Annotated in this window: 10 protein-coding genes; 3 read left to right on the top strand and 7 right to left on the bottom strand. The window is 44.9% G+C overall.

Features of this window, described 5'->3' with window-relative positions; all coding sequences use genetic code 11:
• The 7 genes from R7E78_RS10615 to hemL form a co-directional block, all read right to left on the bottom strand.
• Complete coding sequence (locus tag R7E78_RS10615) at positions 1-1,026, bottom strand: ABC transporter permease (RefSeq protein ID WP_054730004.1); 1,026 nt, start codon at positions 1,024-1,026, stop codon at positions 1-3.
• A 2-nt stretch (positions 1,027-1,028) separates the two neighbouring features.
• Positions 1,029-2,015, bottom strand: coding sequence for an ABC transporter permease (locus R7E78_RS10620; RefSeq protein ID WP_005380038.1), 987 nt, complete (start codon positions 2,013-2,015; stop codon positions 1,029-1,031).
• Between the two features lie 170 nt (positions 2,016-2,185).
• Positions 2,186-3,868, bottom strand: coding sequence for an ABC transporter substrate-binding protein (locus R7E78_RS10625; RefSeq protein WP_262640640.1), 1,683 nt, complete (start codon positions 3,866-3,868; stop codon positions 2,186-2,188).
• Between the two features lie 780 nt (positions 3,869-4,648).
• Positions 4,649-8,035, bottom strand: a complete 3,387-nt coding sequence (locus R7E78_RS10630; RefSeq protein ID WP_054579089.1) for a response regulator — start codon at positions 8,033-8,035, stop codon at positions 4,649-4,651.
• 226 nt (positions 8,036-8,261) lie between these two features.
• The gene (gene rsmC, locus R7E78_RS10635) at positions 8,262-9,287 is read right to left on the bottom strand and encodes a 16S rRNA (guanine(1207)-N(2))-methyltransferase RsmC (protein ID WP_262640641.1); all 1,026 of its coding nucleotides are present in this window, start codon (positions 9,285-9,287) and stop codon (positions 8,262-8,264) included.
• A 76-nt stretch (positions 9,288-9,363) separates the two neighbouring features.
• Positions 9,364-10,449 (bottom strand): AI-2E family transporter, encoded by a 1,086-nt coding sequence (locus R7E78_RS10640; RefSeq protein WP_031779035.1) that lies wholly within the window; start codon positions 10,447-10,449, stop codon positions 9,364-9,366.
• A gap of 345 nt (positions 10,450-10,794) precedes the next feature.
• Positions 10,795-12,090 (bottom strand): glutamate-1-semialdehyde 2,1-aminomutase, encoded by a 1,296-nt coding sequence (hemL, locus tag R7E78_RS10645; protein ID WP_005380032.1) that lies wholly within the window; start codon positions 12,088-12,090, stop codon positions 10,795-10,797.
• Positions 12,091-12,336: 246 nt separating this feature from the next.
• Between hemL and erpA the strand changes: the two genes are divergently transcribed.
• The 3 genes from erpA (at position 12,337) to vmeK (ending at position 17,013) form a co-directional block, all read left to right on the top strand.
• Positions 12,337-12,678 carry an iron-sulfur cluster insertion protein ErpA gene (gene erpA, locus R7E78_RS10650; RefSeq protein ID WP_005380031.1) on the top strand — a complete coding sequence of 114 codons (342 nt, stop codon included), beginning with the start codon at positions 12,337-12,339 and terminating at the stop codon, positions 12,676-12,678.
• A 105-nt stretch (positions 12,679-12,783) separates the two neighbouring features.
• Complete coding sequence (locus tag R7E78_RS10655; protein ID WP_054579091.1) at positions 12,784-13,896, top strand: efflux RND transporter periplasmic adaptor subunit; 1,113 nt, start codon at positions 12,784-12,786, stop codon at positions 13,894-13,896.
• A gap of 12 nt (positions 13,897-13,908) precedes the next feature.
• Entirely contained in the window at positions 13,909-17,013 is a 3,105-nt protein-coding gene (gene vmeK / locus R7E78_RS10660; protein WP_017820415.1) for a multidrug efflux RND transporter permease subunit VmeK, read from the top strand.
• Positions 17,014-17,054: the final 41 nt, after the last annotated feature.

The raw sequence follows: 17,054 nt of genomic DNA on the forward strand, positions 1-17,054 counted from the left end.
TTATTTATCTCCGCTCCATAGTGCATTTTGTGGTGCCAGTTCAGGCTCACGTTCTTTCTTGTCTTTTGCAGCTAGTTTTTTCCAGCGTTTCATGCCTTTGTGAGAACGAAGTTGAGGGTTCGCAATTTCGTCAACGGCAAAGTTCAACAGAGCAAGACCAGTAACCAGTAGTGTTAGGGCAATACAAGGTGCTAGTACTTCCCACCATGCGCCAATCAGCATGGCTGATGAGGTTTGCACGTTGTAAAGCATGATGCCCCAACTGATCGTGTTGGCATCACCCAAACCTAGGAACGAAATGACCGCTTCAGTGTTGATCGCCAGCATTACTGAGCCAATGAAGCTCGCACCGACAATTGGGATAAGGTTTGGTAAAATCTCAACGAAGATGATGCGGAATGAAGACTCTCCCAATACTTCGGCAGCTTTAACGAACTCTTTCTCGCGTAGTGCCATAGTTTGAGAGCGGACAACACGTGCACCCCATGCCCAAGAAGTACCAGCGATAATCAAGGCAATGGTGAGTGGGCCTGCTTCACCGATAAAGGCCGCCAACACGAATAGCAATGGATACTGCGGAATTACTAACATGATGTTCATCGCGGCACTCAATACGTCATCCACTTTGCCGCCGAAGTAACCTGCCGATATACCAATGACTGTTGCTAAGAAGCACACGATGATGCCAGCGCCAAAGCCTACACCCAGTGATACTCGTGCACCGTAAGCCACTTGCGACCAGATATCGCGACCCATTCGGCTAGTACCTAATACGTGGTCGGCCTTTTTAGACATAATCAGCGTACGACGATCGTCTGCTAGGTTTTTAGCGACCCAACCATCAGGATTGTTTTGTGCCTGTTTTACAACAAAGCTTGGGTATTCGTGTGGGTTACCGGTTCGCTTGTCTGGCGCATGCTTTGTAAGTAAAGGAGCGGCGATCGCAACGAATACGAATACGGTAACAATACCAAGACCGATTCGAGCGAATGCGTTACCTAAAATAAGTTTGAATAGTTCTTTCATGATTATTTGCCTCCCGTACGTAGGCGAGGGTCTAGAATCATGTACAGCATGTCAGCCATTAAGTTGAAGCACAGCATGAACATCGTCATGATAATTAACTGACCTTGAAGTACTTGGTAGTCACGAGCGTGAATTGCGTTAAGTAGCACGGTGCCTAAACCTGGGTAGTTGAAAATCATCTCGATGATCAATTGACCACCAATGGCCATACCCAAAGACATAGACAGTGCGGTAACACTTGGAAGTAGTGCGTTACGTGCGGCGTAATTAAAGACGACGCGGTTTTCACTCAGCCCTTTACCTTTAGCCATCGTGATGTAGTCTTCGGCGAGAAGGTTGATCATGTTGTTACGCATGTTAACTAGGAAGCCACCAATTTGAACGATGGTTGCACAGAATAGAGGTAGTACAGCGTGATAACCCACGTTCTTGATGAACTCCCAGCTTGTCCAATCAGGAATAGTACCTGGCGTGTAAGCATAGCCAGATGGGAACCATTTCAGGCCAATCGCAAAGGTAAACAGCGCTAACATTGCGATAACCATTTGTGGAATAGCTTGAATGATCAATGTGCCAGGCGTTACGAATGCATCGTACTTACTACCGCGCTTCCAGGCGGCAAAAATACCAAGGACAGAAGCGATGGAGAAAGAAAGTACAACCGCAGTACCAGCTAGAAATAGTGACCAGCCAAATGCACTACCTAGTAAAGAATTAACTGAAAGTGGGTAGAACTGGATTGAGGTGCCCAATTCCCAACTTAGAATGTTTTTAATGTACGAGAAGTACTGAATGTAAATTGGCCCATCAACGAAACCGAGCAGTTCTTTCATTGCTGCGATTCGTTCTGGAGTCACCTGTACTGAAGCATTAGCAAACATCATGGTAACTGGGTCACCAGGCATTGCTCGCGGAATAATAAAGTTTAACGTCGCTGCAACTAAGAGCGCGACAAGATAGAACGACAAACGTCTTAAAAAATAACCCATAACTCACACCTTACTCACCCAGATTTTTTCCCTGTTTCTGGTTTCAGGTCGCTCCTAGCGAAATTTAGAGCGAAAAATCCCCTGACGACGAGCGCCACATATTGGTTTCGTTAACAAGGGATTTTTATAGGCGGCACACGGGATGTATGCCGCTTGAAATGAACTTCTACTTATTTAACTGGTTTTAGGTCCAGTACGTGAAGTAGACGCTCTGGGATACCTGCCCAAATGTTTGGACGGCCCTTAGGGTTTTCTTCGTTCCACCAACCAGTGAAGCGAGTTGTGTTGTATTGGTACATGTACGCGCCAGATAGCACAGGAATAGTTACTTGGTCCTGAGCAATGATCTTCTGAATGCCATGAGCGATCTCTAGCTGTTCTTGCTTATCTGCTGTCTTGTAGAAGCTGTTAAGAAGACCGTCTAGCTTATCGTTCTTGTAGAAGTGCATTGCAAAGCGAGGCATGCCGTCACCAGCTTGTAGCTTCGAGTTGTAGCCACTATCCCAGTACAAGTGTGGATCTGCACCGTGGAAGTAGTTGGTGTAAGCAACGTCGTAAGTACCTTCTAGCATTGCTTGGTTGTATACCGAGAAGTCCGGTGTACGAGCACGAGCTTTAATGCCCACTTCTGCTAGTTGCTCAACGGCTAGTTGTACTGTGTTGTTGAAGTCAGTCCAACCGTTTGGTGATTGAATTAGAAGCTCGAAAGACTTGCCAGATGGTGTATCCACAAAGCCATCTTTGTTTACATCTTTGAAGTCAGCTTTAGCTAGAAGCTTTTTCGCACCTTCCGCGTTGTATGTGTTGTAGCCTTTGTACTTGTTGTGCGTCTCTTCATCAGACCAAGCTTCGAATGCGTAGCCAAGGCCAGATGCGAAGTCGTTCACTGTACCGCCGCCGTAGAAAGCGATATCAATAATAGTTTGACGGTCTAGCGCCATAGAGAACGCACGACGGAAGTCAACGTTAGTTAGCGCTTCGTTTTTCGCAGCGTCTGGGTTTTTGAAGTTCACTACAAATGCTTGAGTACCCGCTGGTGGGTACCAGTAGTGGTGATTCGGACTTGCTGCAGCGTACGTACGGTCGATGTCTGGTACGAATGAAGACGTCCAGTCCATTTCGCCGTTAACGATTTTGCCCAAGAATTGGTCGTTGTTCGCGATTTGCGGCACACGCAGACAGTCTACATCTAGGTTGTCTGCATCCCAATAATTCGGGTTCTCACACTGGATATATAGCTGCGGTGTGAAAGTGTCGATTTCGGTAAATGGACCACTGCCTACTGGATTTTCGTTTGTGAATGTTGCTGGATCTTTTACTTTGCTCCATACGTGCTTAGGTACGACGGGTACTTTCGCAATTTCGTAAGGAACGTTTGAGTTTGCTTCGCTTAGACGGAATTTAACTTGGTAGTCGTTAACTTTTTCTACGCCAGTCACCCAAGAGTTGATACCAGATTGGTCTAGCTCTGGCTTCTCTTTAACTAGGTTGAAAGAGTAAACAACATCATCAGCGGTAAACGCTTTGCCATCAGACCATTTTACGCCCTTACGGATATCGAAGGTTACGCTCATCAGGTCATCAGCCATGGTAAAGTTTTCTGCTAGACGAAATACAGGCGTATTACCGTGCATTTCGTTAAAAACAACGAGCGGCTCGTAAATAAAGTCGGTTGTTGTGTGCAGGTTAGTTGCACCCAAGAAAGGGTTAAAGTTACGAACGAAAGTTGTAAACTCTTTAGGGTGGATAGTCAGTTCACTGCGTTCAGCCGCAGTAGCTACCGATGCAAAACCTGTAGTAGCCGTTGCAATAATTGCTGTTGCTAGTGCTGTTTTTTTAATATTGGCAAGCATAGCTGTTCCTTACTATTTGCTTTCATTTCACTAAATGGAATTGAATGTCATCAATTGATAAACACTCTCTAAGACCTACCTCTTGTACATGCCTTACTCATTACAACATTGAGTTTCGCCAAGAGTGGCCTGTAGGCCTTAGGCAGGAGTAAGAAAACACCTTATCCATAAAATAATCAAACTTGATTCCCGTTAAAAACGTTAAAATCTCTGAGCTCTCCGTTATAAACGTTATTTTGGCTAATTTTAACCAGCATTGGGCCAAAAAATAAACGTTGATATGCGTCGCAGTTTATATCCTTGTTAATAATGAATGTTGGTGATTACTAACCTGTTGGTCCTTTTTAAATATACGTTTCTTGCTTGGTTTCTAGGTTCGGAGATCTCGCTCACATGCAGAAATGGTGTTAATTAATCAGCTAAAAATTAATCTGCCGTTCTGTTGTGATTAAGTTCGCAATCTCTATCAATAGTTCGTCAAAATCCGCTTGTTATCTGAAAAATGGCCTTTTTTATCGACAGTTTTCTTCCGTTTGTTGTCCTTTTTTTATTGTATGAATGAAGTTTTTCGGTTGCTCGAACTTACCTAGTTAAGACAAGTTAAATGGATAAGGTCGTACGTTTTGAAGACCAACAATAGATAGCGTTGTCTAACCAAATGTTCGTTATTGGAAATATGTTAACGGGGTAGGAAGAGGCGGTCTCTTTTATCTCTAGGAAGGGAATACTCGAATAACAAAAAAGCCCAGCATGCACGCTGGGCTAGTTTTTTGATAAATATTAGCTGGTCAATAGTCGCTGTAGTTTATCTCGTTGTGCTTCTATGTATGCTCTCTCGGGGCTCTGTTCTTTGCAGTGTTCGAGAATGAACTCTATCGAGCTTAGCACCGTTCTCCAACGTGGTGTTTTGGGTAATGTTTCTATACGCATGTATTTATCTAAAGTGCGTGTTTGCAAAGTACTACGGTCTAGATAAACGCGCCACAAGCCACTTTGCTCTGCAAATGCGAACTTACTTTCACCCGTTACAGATTCCCAATACTCTAAAGCATGTGTCATTGCGTCTACTAGAACTTCTCGCATAAGTTCTTGCTTGTCTTTTTTATTACCGAGCGCTTTGTCTGCAAGGCGCGTAAATTCTCCGCCAAGCTCTTTTAGCTTTTGTAATTGGTCTTTGTCACCATCAAATGCATAACTTGAAAGCACTTCTACGGCGGTTTCTAGATTATGTATGCGAGCGGCACTGGCTCCACCGCCGACATTAAAGATGTACATGATATCTAACCCTGAACCTTCAGGGAGCTTAAGAATGTCTGCTTCGATGTTCTGACGAATATCTTCAATATAGATATCAATCTTGCCACAGTAATGAGGTTGTTTGACGGTTAGATATTTAGGGGCAATCAGCTCATCAGCAGATGAGCGCTTTAGCTGTTCTAAGCTGCGCTTGAATAGCTTACAAGCAGCTTCGTTAGCAAAGCGAATACGCTTGTCTTCACGTAGACAGATGATAGCTTCAGGAGCCGATTCTAGCTGTTCCAACAGACGACCTTGAGTCTCAAGTAAGCTTGCTTCAACGACTGCTCGCTGTCTAAGTTCAGACTCTAGCACTTTGTTTTCCATATGGCGCATTTCTGCTTTACTTGCCGTTAAATGCGCTTGGATACGTGCCGCCAACTCTTGTTTATTAAATGGTTTCGATAAATAGTCGTTGGCTCCTGCTTCAAAACCTCTTACACGATCTTCTGTTTGACTGAGTGCGGTGAGCATAATGATTGGCAACTCGGCATGATCATAGGTTTCACGTAGTTCACTACAAACTTGGTAGCCGCTCATGCCTGGCATCATGATATCCAATAACAGAAGTTCCGGCTTCTCTTGCTCGACGAGCGCTAACGTTTCTGGCCCATCGGAGACGGTACGCACACGATAGCCCTCTAAACGTAAAAAGCTTTCAAGCACGCGTAAGTTTACTGGTTCATCGTCAGCAACATACAGTAACGGGCCGTCTGGGTTCTCTGGAAGTGATAAGTCTTCGCGGTTCTCTACATTAACTTCAGGAATTTGGAAGTGCCCGTGCGCAGCTAGAGTCTGGGTTGCTTGGATTTCTTCTTCACTGGCGAGCGGTAAAGTGAAACTGAAGGTAGTTCCGACCATTGGTTGGCTACTGACGTATAACGAGCCTCCCATTAATTCGATCAATTGCCGGCTAATGGAGAGCCCAAGCCCTGCACCTTGACGATAACGGCTCGCGTCTTGCCCTGCTTGGATAAGTGGTTCAAAAATATGCTCAAGTTGTTCTGCGGGAATTCCTTGTCCAGTATCCACGACTTGTACGCGTACATGATCATCTACCACATTAGCGGAGATAACAATTTTACCTTCTGAGGTGTATTTAATCGCATTGCCAATCAGGTTATATAGCACTTGTTCAAGGCGTTGCGGGTCAGCTGACACTGCTTTTAAATCCGCTGGGACTTGGTTGATGATGCGGATGGTTTTACTTCCAAGTAAATGGCTAGAAAGCTCTAAAACCAATCGTGTTGCACTGCCCAAACTCACTGCTGATTTCTGGATATCCATGCTTCCATAACGCATTTTATGATAATCCAACAAGTCATCGACTAGATTAGCGAGACGCTGACCACTTTTAATGATGATATCAAGCTGATATTTCTGGCTAGCGGGGATCGCGCCATTGGCGCCGGACGCTAAGGTTTCAGCAATCCCGACCATGCCGTGTAACGGTGTACGAAGTTCATGAGAAGTCGTGGCTAAGAATTCATCTTTTAATTTATCGGCCAATTGCAGTTCTTCATTCTGTTTTTGAATGATCTGTATGTTGCTTTCTAGTTCTTCATTTTGCTTCTTAATGGTTTGAATCTTCTCTCGAATAGAGCGTTGCATTCGTTCAAAGCTTAACGCAAGCCGACCAATTTCATCTTTACGAACAGTATTAAAAGACGTGTCATCAAGATCACCTGCAGAGACCTTTTCGGCAACCCAAGTCAATTTCAGCAACGGAGAAGTGATAAAGTTTGATAAATAGTGAGAAGCGATCACCACAAGGATAATGGCGATCAACATAGCGATAACGAATAGTTTTTCGAGTTGATGGATACGAGCGAAAGCTTCGTTTTCTGGTAACTGTACGACGAGCGCCCAAATCACACCACGAGTTTCAATCGGTGCATAAGCCGCGATGATCTCTTCACCTAAACCGTTTGTGTAAGTGCCGACACCAAATGCACCAGAGAGTGCTTTATCGATCACTTCTAAACTGTTCTTAATATCGTCTTGTTTCGTGTTAATTGTGCGAGGTTGGTGATCATTTCCAACCAGCAAGGTGTTAATTGATGACTCTCGGTTGGCGTCTGCGGCTAACTTAGTGATGCCATTATTTGGCAAGCGGAACATGGCATAGCTGTGTAGATAACCTTGCTGAACAATTGGTGCACCTAGCCAAGCGACTGATTTCCCCCCTTCCAGCTCGAAGTCAGACACAATCACAGGAGTGTAGTCTTCGTTTACTTTTCGACGTTCAGTCACATCATCGGCGAGACGCTTGAAAGTTTTGCCAAGTGCCGAGTCTTTGTAGGGGCCTGATAACAAGTTCGTTCCGTAGTTATCGTCTTTGTTGATCGAGTAGGTGACGTTACCATTGATGTCGACCAGCAAAATGTCATTAAAATCAGAGCGCTTGAGGAGCTCTAAGTAGGCCCAATGATAGCGTTTATGTAAAAGCCGGTAACGTTCACTTCCTACATAGTTGGATGACTCGGGTAACGTTGAGGTTTTGATTTGGTCTCCGCTGCCCTCGATGTAGCGCTGTTGGGCGTTTTTACGAGACTCTTCAATATCATTGCCTAAACGACTAAAAGCATTGACGAGACCGTAGAATCGGCCACCACTGGCGTAAGCCAACTCTGAGCGCACAAAGCCCATGACTTCGGTTTCTCGTGCCTCAAAGTAGTCGATGATTTGCTGCTGTTTTGTATCTCGAACAGACAGTAAGTGCGAGGTGCTTTGTTCTTGCAGATCTTTACTGTGGGACTGCAAGAAAAAGATCGCAGTAATGGTAAGAGGTGTGATACTGAGCACCAGAAATGCGGTCATCAGTGTACTCTGAAGGCGCTTAAATTTCTGTTTTTTGTAGAATTTAAACATGGATAAGATTACAACTCATAATGGGCAGTTCTAAAACATACTTCGCTGCCGAGGTTCTCGTTAAAAACGGATAAGATGTTCAACTAGATAGAATTAACAAAATTAACGAGTTTTTTTTCTTTGACAAGAAAGTTAGTTGTAAAGCGTGCAGGGTGACGCAGTTTTTCTTATGAGTGTTGAATTTATGAGAAAAAATCGCGCAGGTTTGTGCCCGCGCGGGGGGAAGTTATGATTTTTTCGCGTAGTAGATAGAAAATTTATTGGTCTTATTTAGCGTCTCGCAATTATTAAACGCCCGCTCGATAATTGGTGGGTATTTTAAGAAACTATTCGCGACAATCACCATTTCGCCGTCTTTGGTTAAATATTGTGGTGCCTGACCCAACAAGGTTTCCGCTGCGTTGTAATTTGTGTCTAGACCACTGTGGAATGGCGGGTTGCTGACGATAAAGCGGTAGTCTTTTGCGGTATCCGAGTATATATCTGATGCAAATACGCGTCCGGATAAACCATTCGCTTCTAATGTGGCTTGGCTAGAAGTGATCGCATAAGCATTAATGTCACACATCTCAATCGCGATCTCTGGATTCGCTTTCGCCATAAACGCACCGAGTGCACCTGCACCACAACCAAAGTCGAGCACTTTGCCCGACAGCTTAGGTAAGGCTTCAAGCAGCAATCGGCTACCTAAGTCGAACTCGCCATGGCTGAATACGCCAGGTAGGCTCTTAACCGCTAGCGACTGCTCACCGAGTGTAACAGTGTAAGACTTAAACCAATCTGCTTGGTTGAAAGGTTTTGGTTCATTGAGGCAATTACCCCAGTAAAATGAGCAGCGACGAGCAGAGTCGTACTTGTTCACAGGGCCGTATTCTTGGAACATCTTCTCGATGCTCTTGATGCCGGAGCGGTTTTCACCAACGATGACGATTTCGGTGTTAATGCCCAGTTTCGCCATCAACATCGCCAGCAAGTATTCTGCTTCGGCTTTTGCTTTTGGCCAGTATAAAAGGACCATGTCTGCTTTTGTTTCAACATCAAACACAGAGCCAAAATGACTTTTCACTTTGTCAGAGGTTTGAATTTGGCGGTAGTAGCTATAGTTGGAAGTAAACACTTCAACAGACTCACAATGAGCCACTAACTCAAGAGGAAATAGGTCTTCAACTTCACCAGCGACTAAAACGTGTTTTCCGTTGAAGTATTCAAGTTGGCGCTGAGCTATTTGGCTAGGAGCGATATAAGCAGACATAAATTTGGTTCATCAGAAATAATTTGGGGCAGATTTTCGCACAATCCGCCCCAAGCTTGAAGTGATTAAGCGGTGACTAGCTGTTGTCTTGTTGGTTAAGGAAGTCTTTGAATTCTTCCTCGTAGATATTAAACAGTACCATGGTCACGGCAAAAATAAGTGGGCCGTAGATAAGACCAATCAAACCAAACAGATGCAGACCACCCAGTAATGAGAAGAAAATCATAAGGGTATTCATGCCGGCGCTGCCTTGCATTAGCAACGGACGTAATAGGTTATCTATAGAGCCAACGATAACTACACTCCACACCGTCAAGAAGATAGCCCAAGTCATATCGCCTGTTAAGAACAAGTACGCTGCTGCAGGAATCCAGATTAGCGCGGTTCCTACCACTGGAATGAATGATGCAAAGCCCATCATTGTTCCCCAAAATAACCCAGGGAAACCGGCGAGCCACATACCGATACCGCCAGCCAAACCTTGAGCAATCGCTGTCATGAATGAGCCCATTACGGCTGATTTAGAAACTTGCTCTATCTCTGTCAATATGCGGTCTTCTTGGCTACGTGAGAGTGGCAGGATATGACGAATCGCAGAGATAATTTTGTCGTGGTCACGAAGCAGAAAAAACAGCACAAACAGCATTAGGAAGAAGTTCATTAGGAAGTTGGTTGCGTCTCCTAAAATCTTTGCGCTGATAGCGACTAAGTTAGAGCCAAACGATGTGGCAAATTGCCCAATTTTCTCAGCGATGGCTTTGGGCTCGATTTTATCAAAAGGTAAGTACTCATTAACAATCGCTAAGCCTTTGATAACGAAAGGATGTTGGAATATATCTTGGATACCACCATTGGTAACCCAATTATATGTATTTTGTGAGAAAACAGAGCCTTGCTGAACAATGGCGGCAAACACAAATAAAAGCGGGATAACAATAATAAACGTCAAGACGACACATGACAGCAGTGCCGCCATATTGGGGTGCTTGGGAATTTTCTGCTCAAACCATTCGTGTATTGGAAACATGAGCAAAGAAATGATAAAAGCCATCACAATTGAATTGATATATGGCTCAACCAATAAGTAGCAAGCAAAAGCAGCGGCGAGTAAAGCAACCATTAGTACTCGGTGACTCGACGTTATTTTTACATTATTTGGCATGGTATTAGTCCAACTTACAGGTGACGTTTACGGTTTATGCCTTCAATGATGGCGTGTAACCTTTATTACTTTGCACTCTTAACTCTTTCAAGCTTATGACAATGCCGAATTAGAGCAGGGCGATGTACCTTGCTATAATGACTACAAATCAGTCGGTTATCAATCAAGAGATGAGCTATGGGTTGTTGCAACGGTGATAAAAAGTGTCAAACCGAGAAAAAAGCTAAGCGAATACCGTGGTTTGGCATTGTCGTTGGGGTATTAGCGATATTGGTTATTTTGAATTGGCAATAAAAAAGGACCGTTACGGTCCTTTTCTAAATGCGTTATCGCCGTTTTTAGCGATTACTTCGCTTCTTCTGCAAGAACAGCAAAACAGCGGTCAGCAGCTTCTAGTGTGGCATCAATCTCTTTTGAACCATGAGCGAGTGAAGTAAAGCTCGCTTCAAACGCAGATGGCGCAAGGTAGACACCGTGTTTTAGCATTAAGTGGAAGAAACGCTTGAAGCGTTCTACATCGCACTTCGTTACGTCTTCGTAGCAAGTTACTTTTTCTTGGTCAGTGAAGAAGAAGCCGAACATACCGCCCACTTGGTTAACAACTAGCGGAATACCGTGTTTTTCTGCTAGAGACTTAAAACCTTCAGCAAGTTGTTTCGTTTTAGAAGCTAGGCGCTTTTCGTTGCCTTCTTCTTTTAGAAGGTTCAAACATGCGTAGCCTGCTGCCATTGCGACAGGGTTACCGGAAAGGGTACCAGCTTGGTAAACTGGGCCTGTAGGTGCAACGTATTGCATCACTTCTTTACGGCCACCGAAAGCACCTACTGGCATACCGCCACCAATCACTTTACCCAGTGTCGTTAGGTCGGGTTTGATGTTGTAGTGTGCTTGCGCGCCGCCTAGAGCAACACGGAAGCCTGTCATTACTTCATCAAAAATTAGTAGCGCGCCCTCTTGATCACAGATTTCACGTAGCCCTTCGTGGAAGCCTTCCACTGGTGGAATACAGTTCATGTTGCCAGCTACTGGCTCAACGATGATACAAGCAATTTCGCCTTTGTTAGCAGCAAATAGCTCGCGTACAGAATCTAGGTCGTTGAATGTTGCTGTTAGCGTGTGCTTAGCAAAATCTGCAGGAACGCCAGGAGAGCTTGGTTGACCTAGTGTTAGTGCACCAGAACCTGCTTTTACTAGCAAGCTGTCAGCGTGGCCGTGGTAACAACCTTCAAATTTCATGATCTTGTCGCGACCGGTGAAGCCACGTGCAAGGCGAATCGCGCTCATCGTAGCTTCAGTACCAGAACTTACCATGCGTATTTGCTCCATTGATGGAACAAGCTCAGAAACTAATTCTGCCATCGCGATTTCAAGCTCTGTTGGCGCACCGAAGCTAAGACCGCGTTGCGCTGCATCAATTACTGCTTCGCGGATAACCGCGTGGTTGTGGCCAAGAATCATTGGACCCCAAGAGCCAACGTAATCAATATACGCTTTACCATCGGCATCAAAAATCAGTGGACCGTCTGCTCGTTCGATAAATAGCGGAGAGCCGCCAACGCCGTTGAATGCACGAACTGGTGAATTGACACCGCCAGGGATGGTTTGCTGAGCTTTTTGATACAGCTCTGATGATTTGGTCATGGGGTTATCCTCTTTTGATTGCTCGGACCAAGTGGAGCGCATTGTACCTAGCTATAATCAAGTTAGAAACGTTTTGCTTAATTTATGTGTTGTTTCGCAGTGTAATCTTATATATCCGCATCTGTTATAAAGAATCGGCGGCGAATACTTGAACGAGTTTGTCAGGTATTGGATAATCGTCTCAATTAGCACAAATTTGACGTCTTGCTTCAGGCTTGACGCATTACACGAGTGAGAGAGGTCTTCGTGAGCGAAGTAAACGTACCATTATCTTTTTCTGACGCAGCAGCATCTCGCGTTAAAGCATTGATTGCTGAAGAAGAAAACCCAGCATTGAAACTGCGCGTATACATTACTGGCGGCGGCTGCAGCGGCTTCCAATACGGCTTTACTTTTGATGAAAATGTAAACGAAGGCGATACGACAATCGTAAACAGTGGTGTAACACTGGTTGTAGACCCTATGAGTCTGCAATATCTCGTTGGCGGTATTGTTGACTACACAGAAGGGTTGGAAGGAGCGCGCTTCTTCGTAAATAACCCCAATGCAACGACAACATGTGGTTGTGGTGCATCGTTCAGTGTGTAATTAACACCTAACAGGCAGCTAATGGCTGCCTGTGCTTTATGTAGAAGGATGTCACGTAAAGCACACGCTCGCAGATATGCAGAGAAATAATAAAAAGGACTTTATATGTCTGGACTTTCTTTTGGACGCCGAATTGTCGAGCGCCCTTGGCTAGTATCTCTTATCCTCGTCTTACTTCTTGTTGCATGGCTAACCATCGGCCAACTCAAAGCACAAGATGATCATCCTAACTCTTCAACATCCACGAACACGACACCACTTGCAAAGGTGATGTTTGATACTTTTCTTGCCGAACCTACCAGTAAAACCATTGAATTGTATGGACGAACAGCGCCCAATCGTCAAGCGCGTCTTGGCGCCGAAGTTGCAGGTAAAATAGTCAGTCTTAACATAAAGAAAGGCCAAGCGGTCAAACAGGGACAAGTGATCGCAAACATCGATAAGCGCGACCTTGGCATTCAACTTAAACGGGCCCAGGCGATGCTGTTGGTTAAAGAAAAAGAGTTTAATGCAGCTAAATCGCTAAAAAGTCGAGGACTGCAAGGTGAGGTTGCGTTTGCGACAGCGCAAGCAGCGTTGGTAGATGCACGTGCGAATTTGAGTAACGTGCAAACGGCTTTAAGAAATACTGAGGTTAAAGCGCCATTTGATGGCATCGTAGATCACCACTTTGTTGAGTTAGGTGATTTTGTCGGGATTGGCGATCCTATTGCGACGGTCATTGATTTGGATACTTTAGTGATTGAAGCCGATGTCAGTGAACGGCATATACAATACCTTAAGGAAGGCCTAGAAGCCGACGTAAGAACCATTAACCAACAGCATCATCAAGGTCGTGTGCGCTACATTGGACGTGTTTCTTCTGCTTCTACTAATACATTTCCAATTGAAATCGAAATTGATAATCAAGACGCAAGAATTCCTGCTGGTATGAGCGCAGAAGTACAGCTACCTTTGAGTGAAGTGTTGGCAGTAAAGATTACGGCTGCCATGTTAGCACTCGATGAAGAAGGTAACTTAGGTGTCAAGACACTGCGTAATGAGCATGTTGAGTTTGTTCCAATTCAACTCGTTAAGGCCGAGGATGATGGTGTGTGGCTCTCTGGGTTAGGAGAGCGTGTAGACATTATCGTGCTGGGACAAGGTTTTGTGCGAGATGGTGATCAAGTACTGGCCAATAAAGTTGATGACGTAGTTATTGAAGCGGCTAATGAGTAGTAAGGAGCACCTATGTACACTCTGATTGATGCTGCGTTATCTCGCGCTCGCACTATGCTGACATTGTTGGTGATGATATTAATTGCAGGTGTCATTACTTACGTCACAATCCCCAAGGAATCGAGCCCTGATATTACCATTCCTATTATCTACGTCTCTGTTGGGCATCAAGGCATTTCTCCTGTCGATGCCGAGCGTTTATTGGTTCGTCCAATAGAGCAAGAGCTGCGTTCAATTGAAGGCGTAAAAGAGATGACCTCTGTGGCATCAGAAGGTCATGCTTCGGTGACGCTGGAATTTAGTGTCGGAGTGGATCTTGATAAAGCGATGGCAGATGTGCGTGATGCGGTTGATCTTGCGAAGCCAAAGTTACCAGAGGACAGTGATGAGCCGACGGTAAACGAAGTCACGTTTGCATCTGAAGAGCCTGTTTTGACCGTTGTGCTCTATGGCACCGTACCAGAGCGAACCATTGTTCAGATTGCCAGAACGTTACGTGATCGTTTGGAAAGTTTCCGTCAGGTTCTTGAGGTTGAAATCGCAGGAGATCGCGAAGACATCGTGGAGATAGTTGTCGATCCGCTATTGATGGAAAGCTACGGTCTCGATCAAGCGGACATCTATAATTTAATTGCCTTGAATAACCGAGTTGTGGCTGCGGGGTTTGTCGATACTGGGTATGGACGCTTTTCGGTAAAAGTCCCATCGGTTTTTGATTCACTGAAAGATGTGCTTGAACTACCGATCAAGGTGAATGGCAAAGAGGTGATCACTTTTGGCGATGTGGCGACAGTACGACGTGCATTTCGCGATCCTGAAAGTTTTGCTCGTTTAGATGGCGAATCTGCCATCGTTTTGGACGTAAAAAAACGGGCAGGGGAAAACATCATTGAAACGGTTGAGCTGGTAAAAGAAGTACTGGCTCTGGGACAGAAGCGCGCCGAGTGGCCCGACAATTTGCAAGTTAAATATACTTGGGATCAATCCGACGATGTCAAATTGATGCTCAGTGATCTACAAAACAATATCTTATCCGCAATTATCCTCGTAGTTATCGTCATTATTGCCATATTGGGGGTTAGGACCGCGCTTCTCGTGGGGATTTCTATTCCAGGATCGTTCTTGACTGGGTTGTTGGTGTTATCGGTATTTGGGCTGACGGTCAATATCGTCGTACTGTTTGCTTTAATTATGGCGGTAGGCATGTTGGTGGATGGTGCCATTGTGGTGACAGAGTTTGCAGATCGGCGCATGCAAGAAGGAACGCCACGTAAAGAAGCCTATCGAGATGCAGCAAAGCGAATGGCCTGGCCTATTACCGCATCCACAGCAACCACATTGGCTGCGTTTGCTCCGTTACTTTTCTGGCCAGACATCACTGGTGAGTTCATGAAGTACTTACCACTTACTTTAATTGCTACCTTGGCCGCTTCGCTGATGATGGCTTTATTGTTCGTTCCTGTCATCGGTGGGATCATTGGCAAGCCTCAAGTAGTCAATCAGAAAGCTCAGCGAGAAATGGTGGAGCTGCATAACGGCAACTTTGAAAAAGCGACTGGCATTACCAAGCTTTATTACCAGACTCTGTCGGTAGCGATTCGTCATCCATGGAAAGTCTTACTCAGCGCGATACTGCTAGCGGCAGGTGTCGGCTTCACTTACAACAAAGCTGGCTTGGGTGCAGAGTTTTTCCCTGAGGTGGACCCTGCCTTTTTTACCGTTAAAGTTCGTTCTTATGGTGACCTGTCTATTCACGAAAAAGATGTTGTTATGCGCGAAATCGAGAAGGTGATGCTCGGTCATGACGAGTTTGAAAGTGTCTACACGCGCACAGGATCGAGCGATAATGGGGACGAGATTGGCCAGATTCAAATAACGCCTGTGGATTGGCAGTATCGACGCAAAGTGAAAACCATTATTGAGGAACTAAAAGAGACGACAGACCGCTTTTATGGTGTTGAACTTGAGTATAAATTCCCGGACGCAGGACCGCCTGTCGAGCATGATCTCGTGATTGAAGTGTCATCACGAAATTTGAGTGTTAGTGCGTTAGATGAAGCAGCCAAAAAAGTACGACATTGGGCTGATGGTAATCCTGCACTGACCAACTTGAGTGATACCACTAATAAGGAAGGGATTGATTGGCAAATTGATATCCAGCGAGATGACGCCTCTCGCTTTGCAGCGGATGCTACTTTAGTCGGGAATACCGTCCAGTTTGTTACGAACGGCTTGAAAATAGGCGATTATTTGCCCGATGATGCGGATGAAGAAGTCGATATTTTGGTGCGCTATCCGCAAGATAAGCGCGACATAGGTCGATTTGATCAACTGAGAGTGAAAACGGCAGCTGGTCTGGTACCGATTACGAATTTTGCTCAAATCAAACCAGATCATAAGCAAGACACTATTCGTCGGGTCGACGGTCATCGAGTTATCAATATTAAAGCGGATATGGTGGAAGGTTACAATTTGGCGCTTGAGTTACCTAAGATTGCCGCTGGAATGGAACAGCTCGACTTACCGGAAGGCATTGAATATAAGATTCGGGGTCAAAATGAAGAGCAGGAAAACTCATCAGCATTCTTGCAAAATGCTTTTATTGTCGCGCTTGGTGTCATGGCTTTGATTTTAATTACGCAGTTTAATAGCTTTTATCAAGCTTTCTTAATCCTTAGTGCAGTGCTGTTTTCTACCGTTGGTGTCTTCGCTGGGTTACTTATTTTCCAAAAGCCATTTGGCATCATTATGTCGGGAATTGGAGTGATTGCGTTGGCTGGTATCGTGGTAAACAATAATATTGTTTTAATCGATACTTATAATCAGATGCGTAAACGTGGCTTAGAAAAATCTGAGGCTATTTTGCGTACCGGTGTGCAGCGTTTAAGACCCGTTTTACTTACGACGGTGACCACCATATTAGGCTTATTGCCAATGGTGTTAGAAATGAACATCGACTTAGTTAATCAGAAAGTGGAGTTTGGCGCACCAAGCACTCAATGGTGGTCTCAGCTTGCGACCGCTGTCGCGGGTGGTTTGGCGTTTGCGACTTTGCTAACGTTAGTTCTGACACCGTGTTTGCTTATGCTCGGGAGAGAGCATCACTCCGAACAGTAAGCTTTATCGTGATGATATCGACAAAACAAAAAGGGCAGCTT

It is taken from the genome of Vibrio sp. YT-19(2023) (assembly GCF_033337395.1).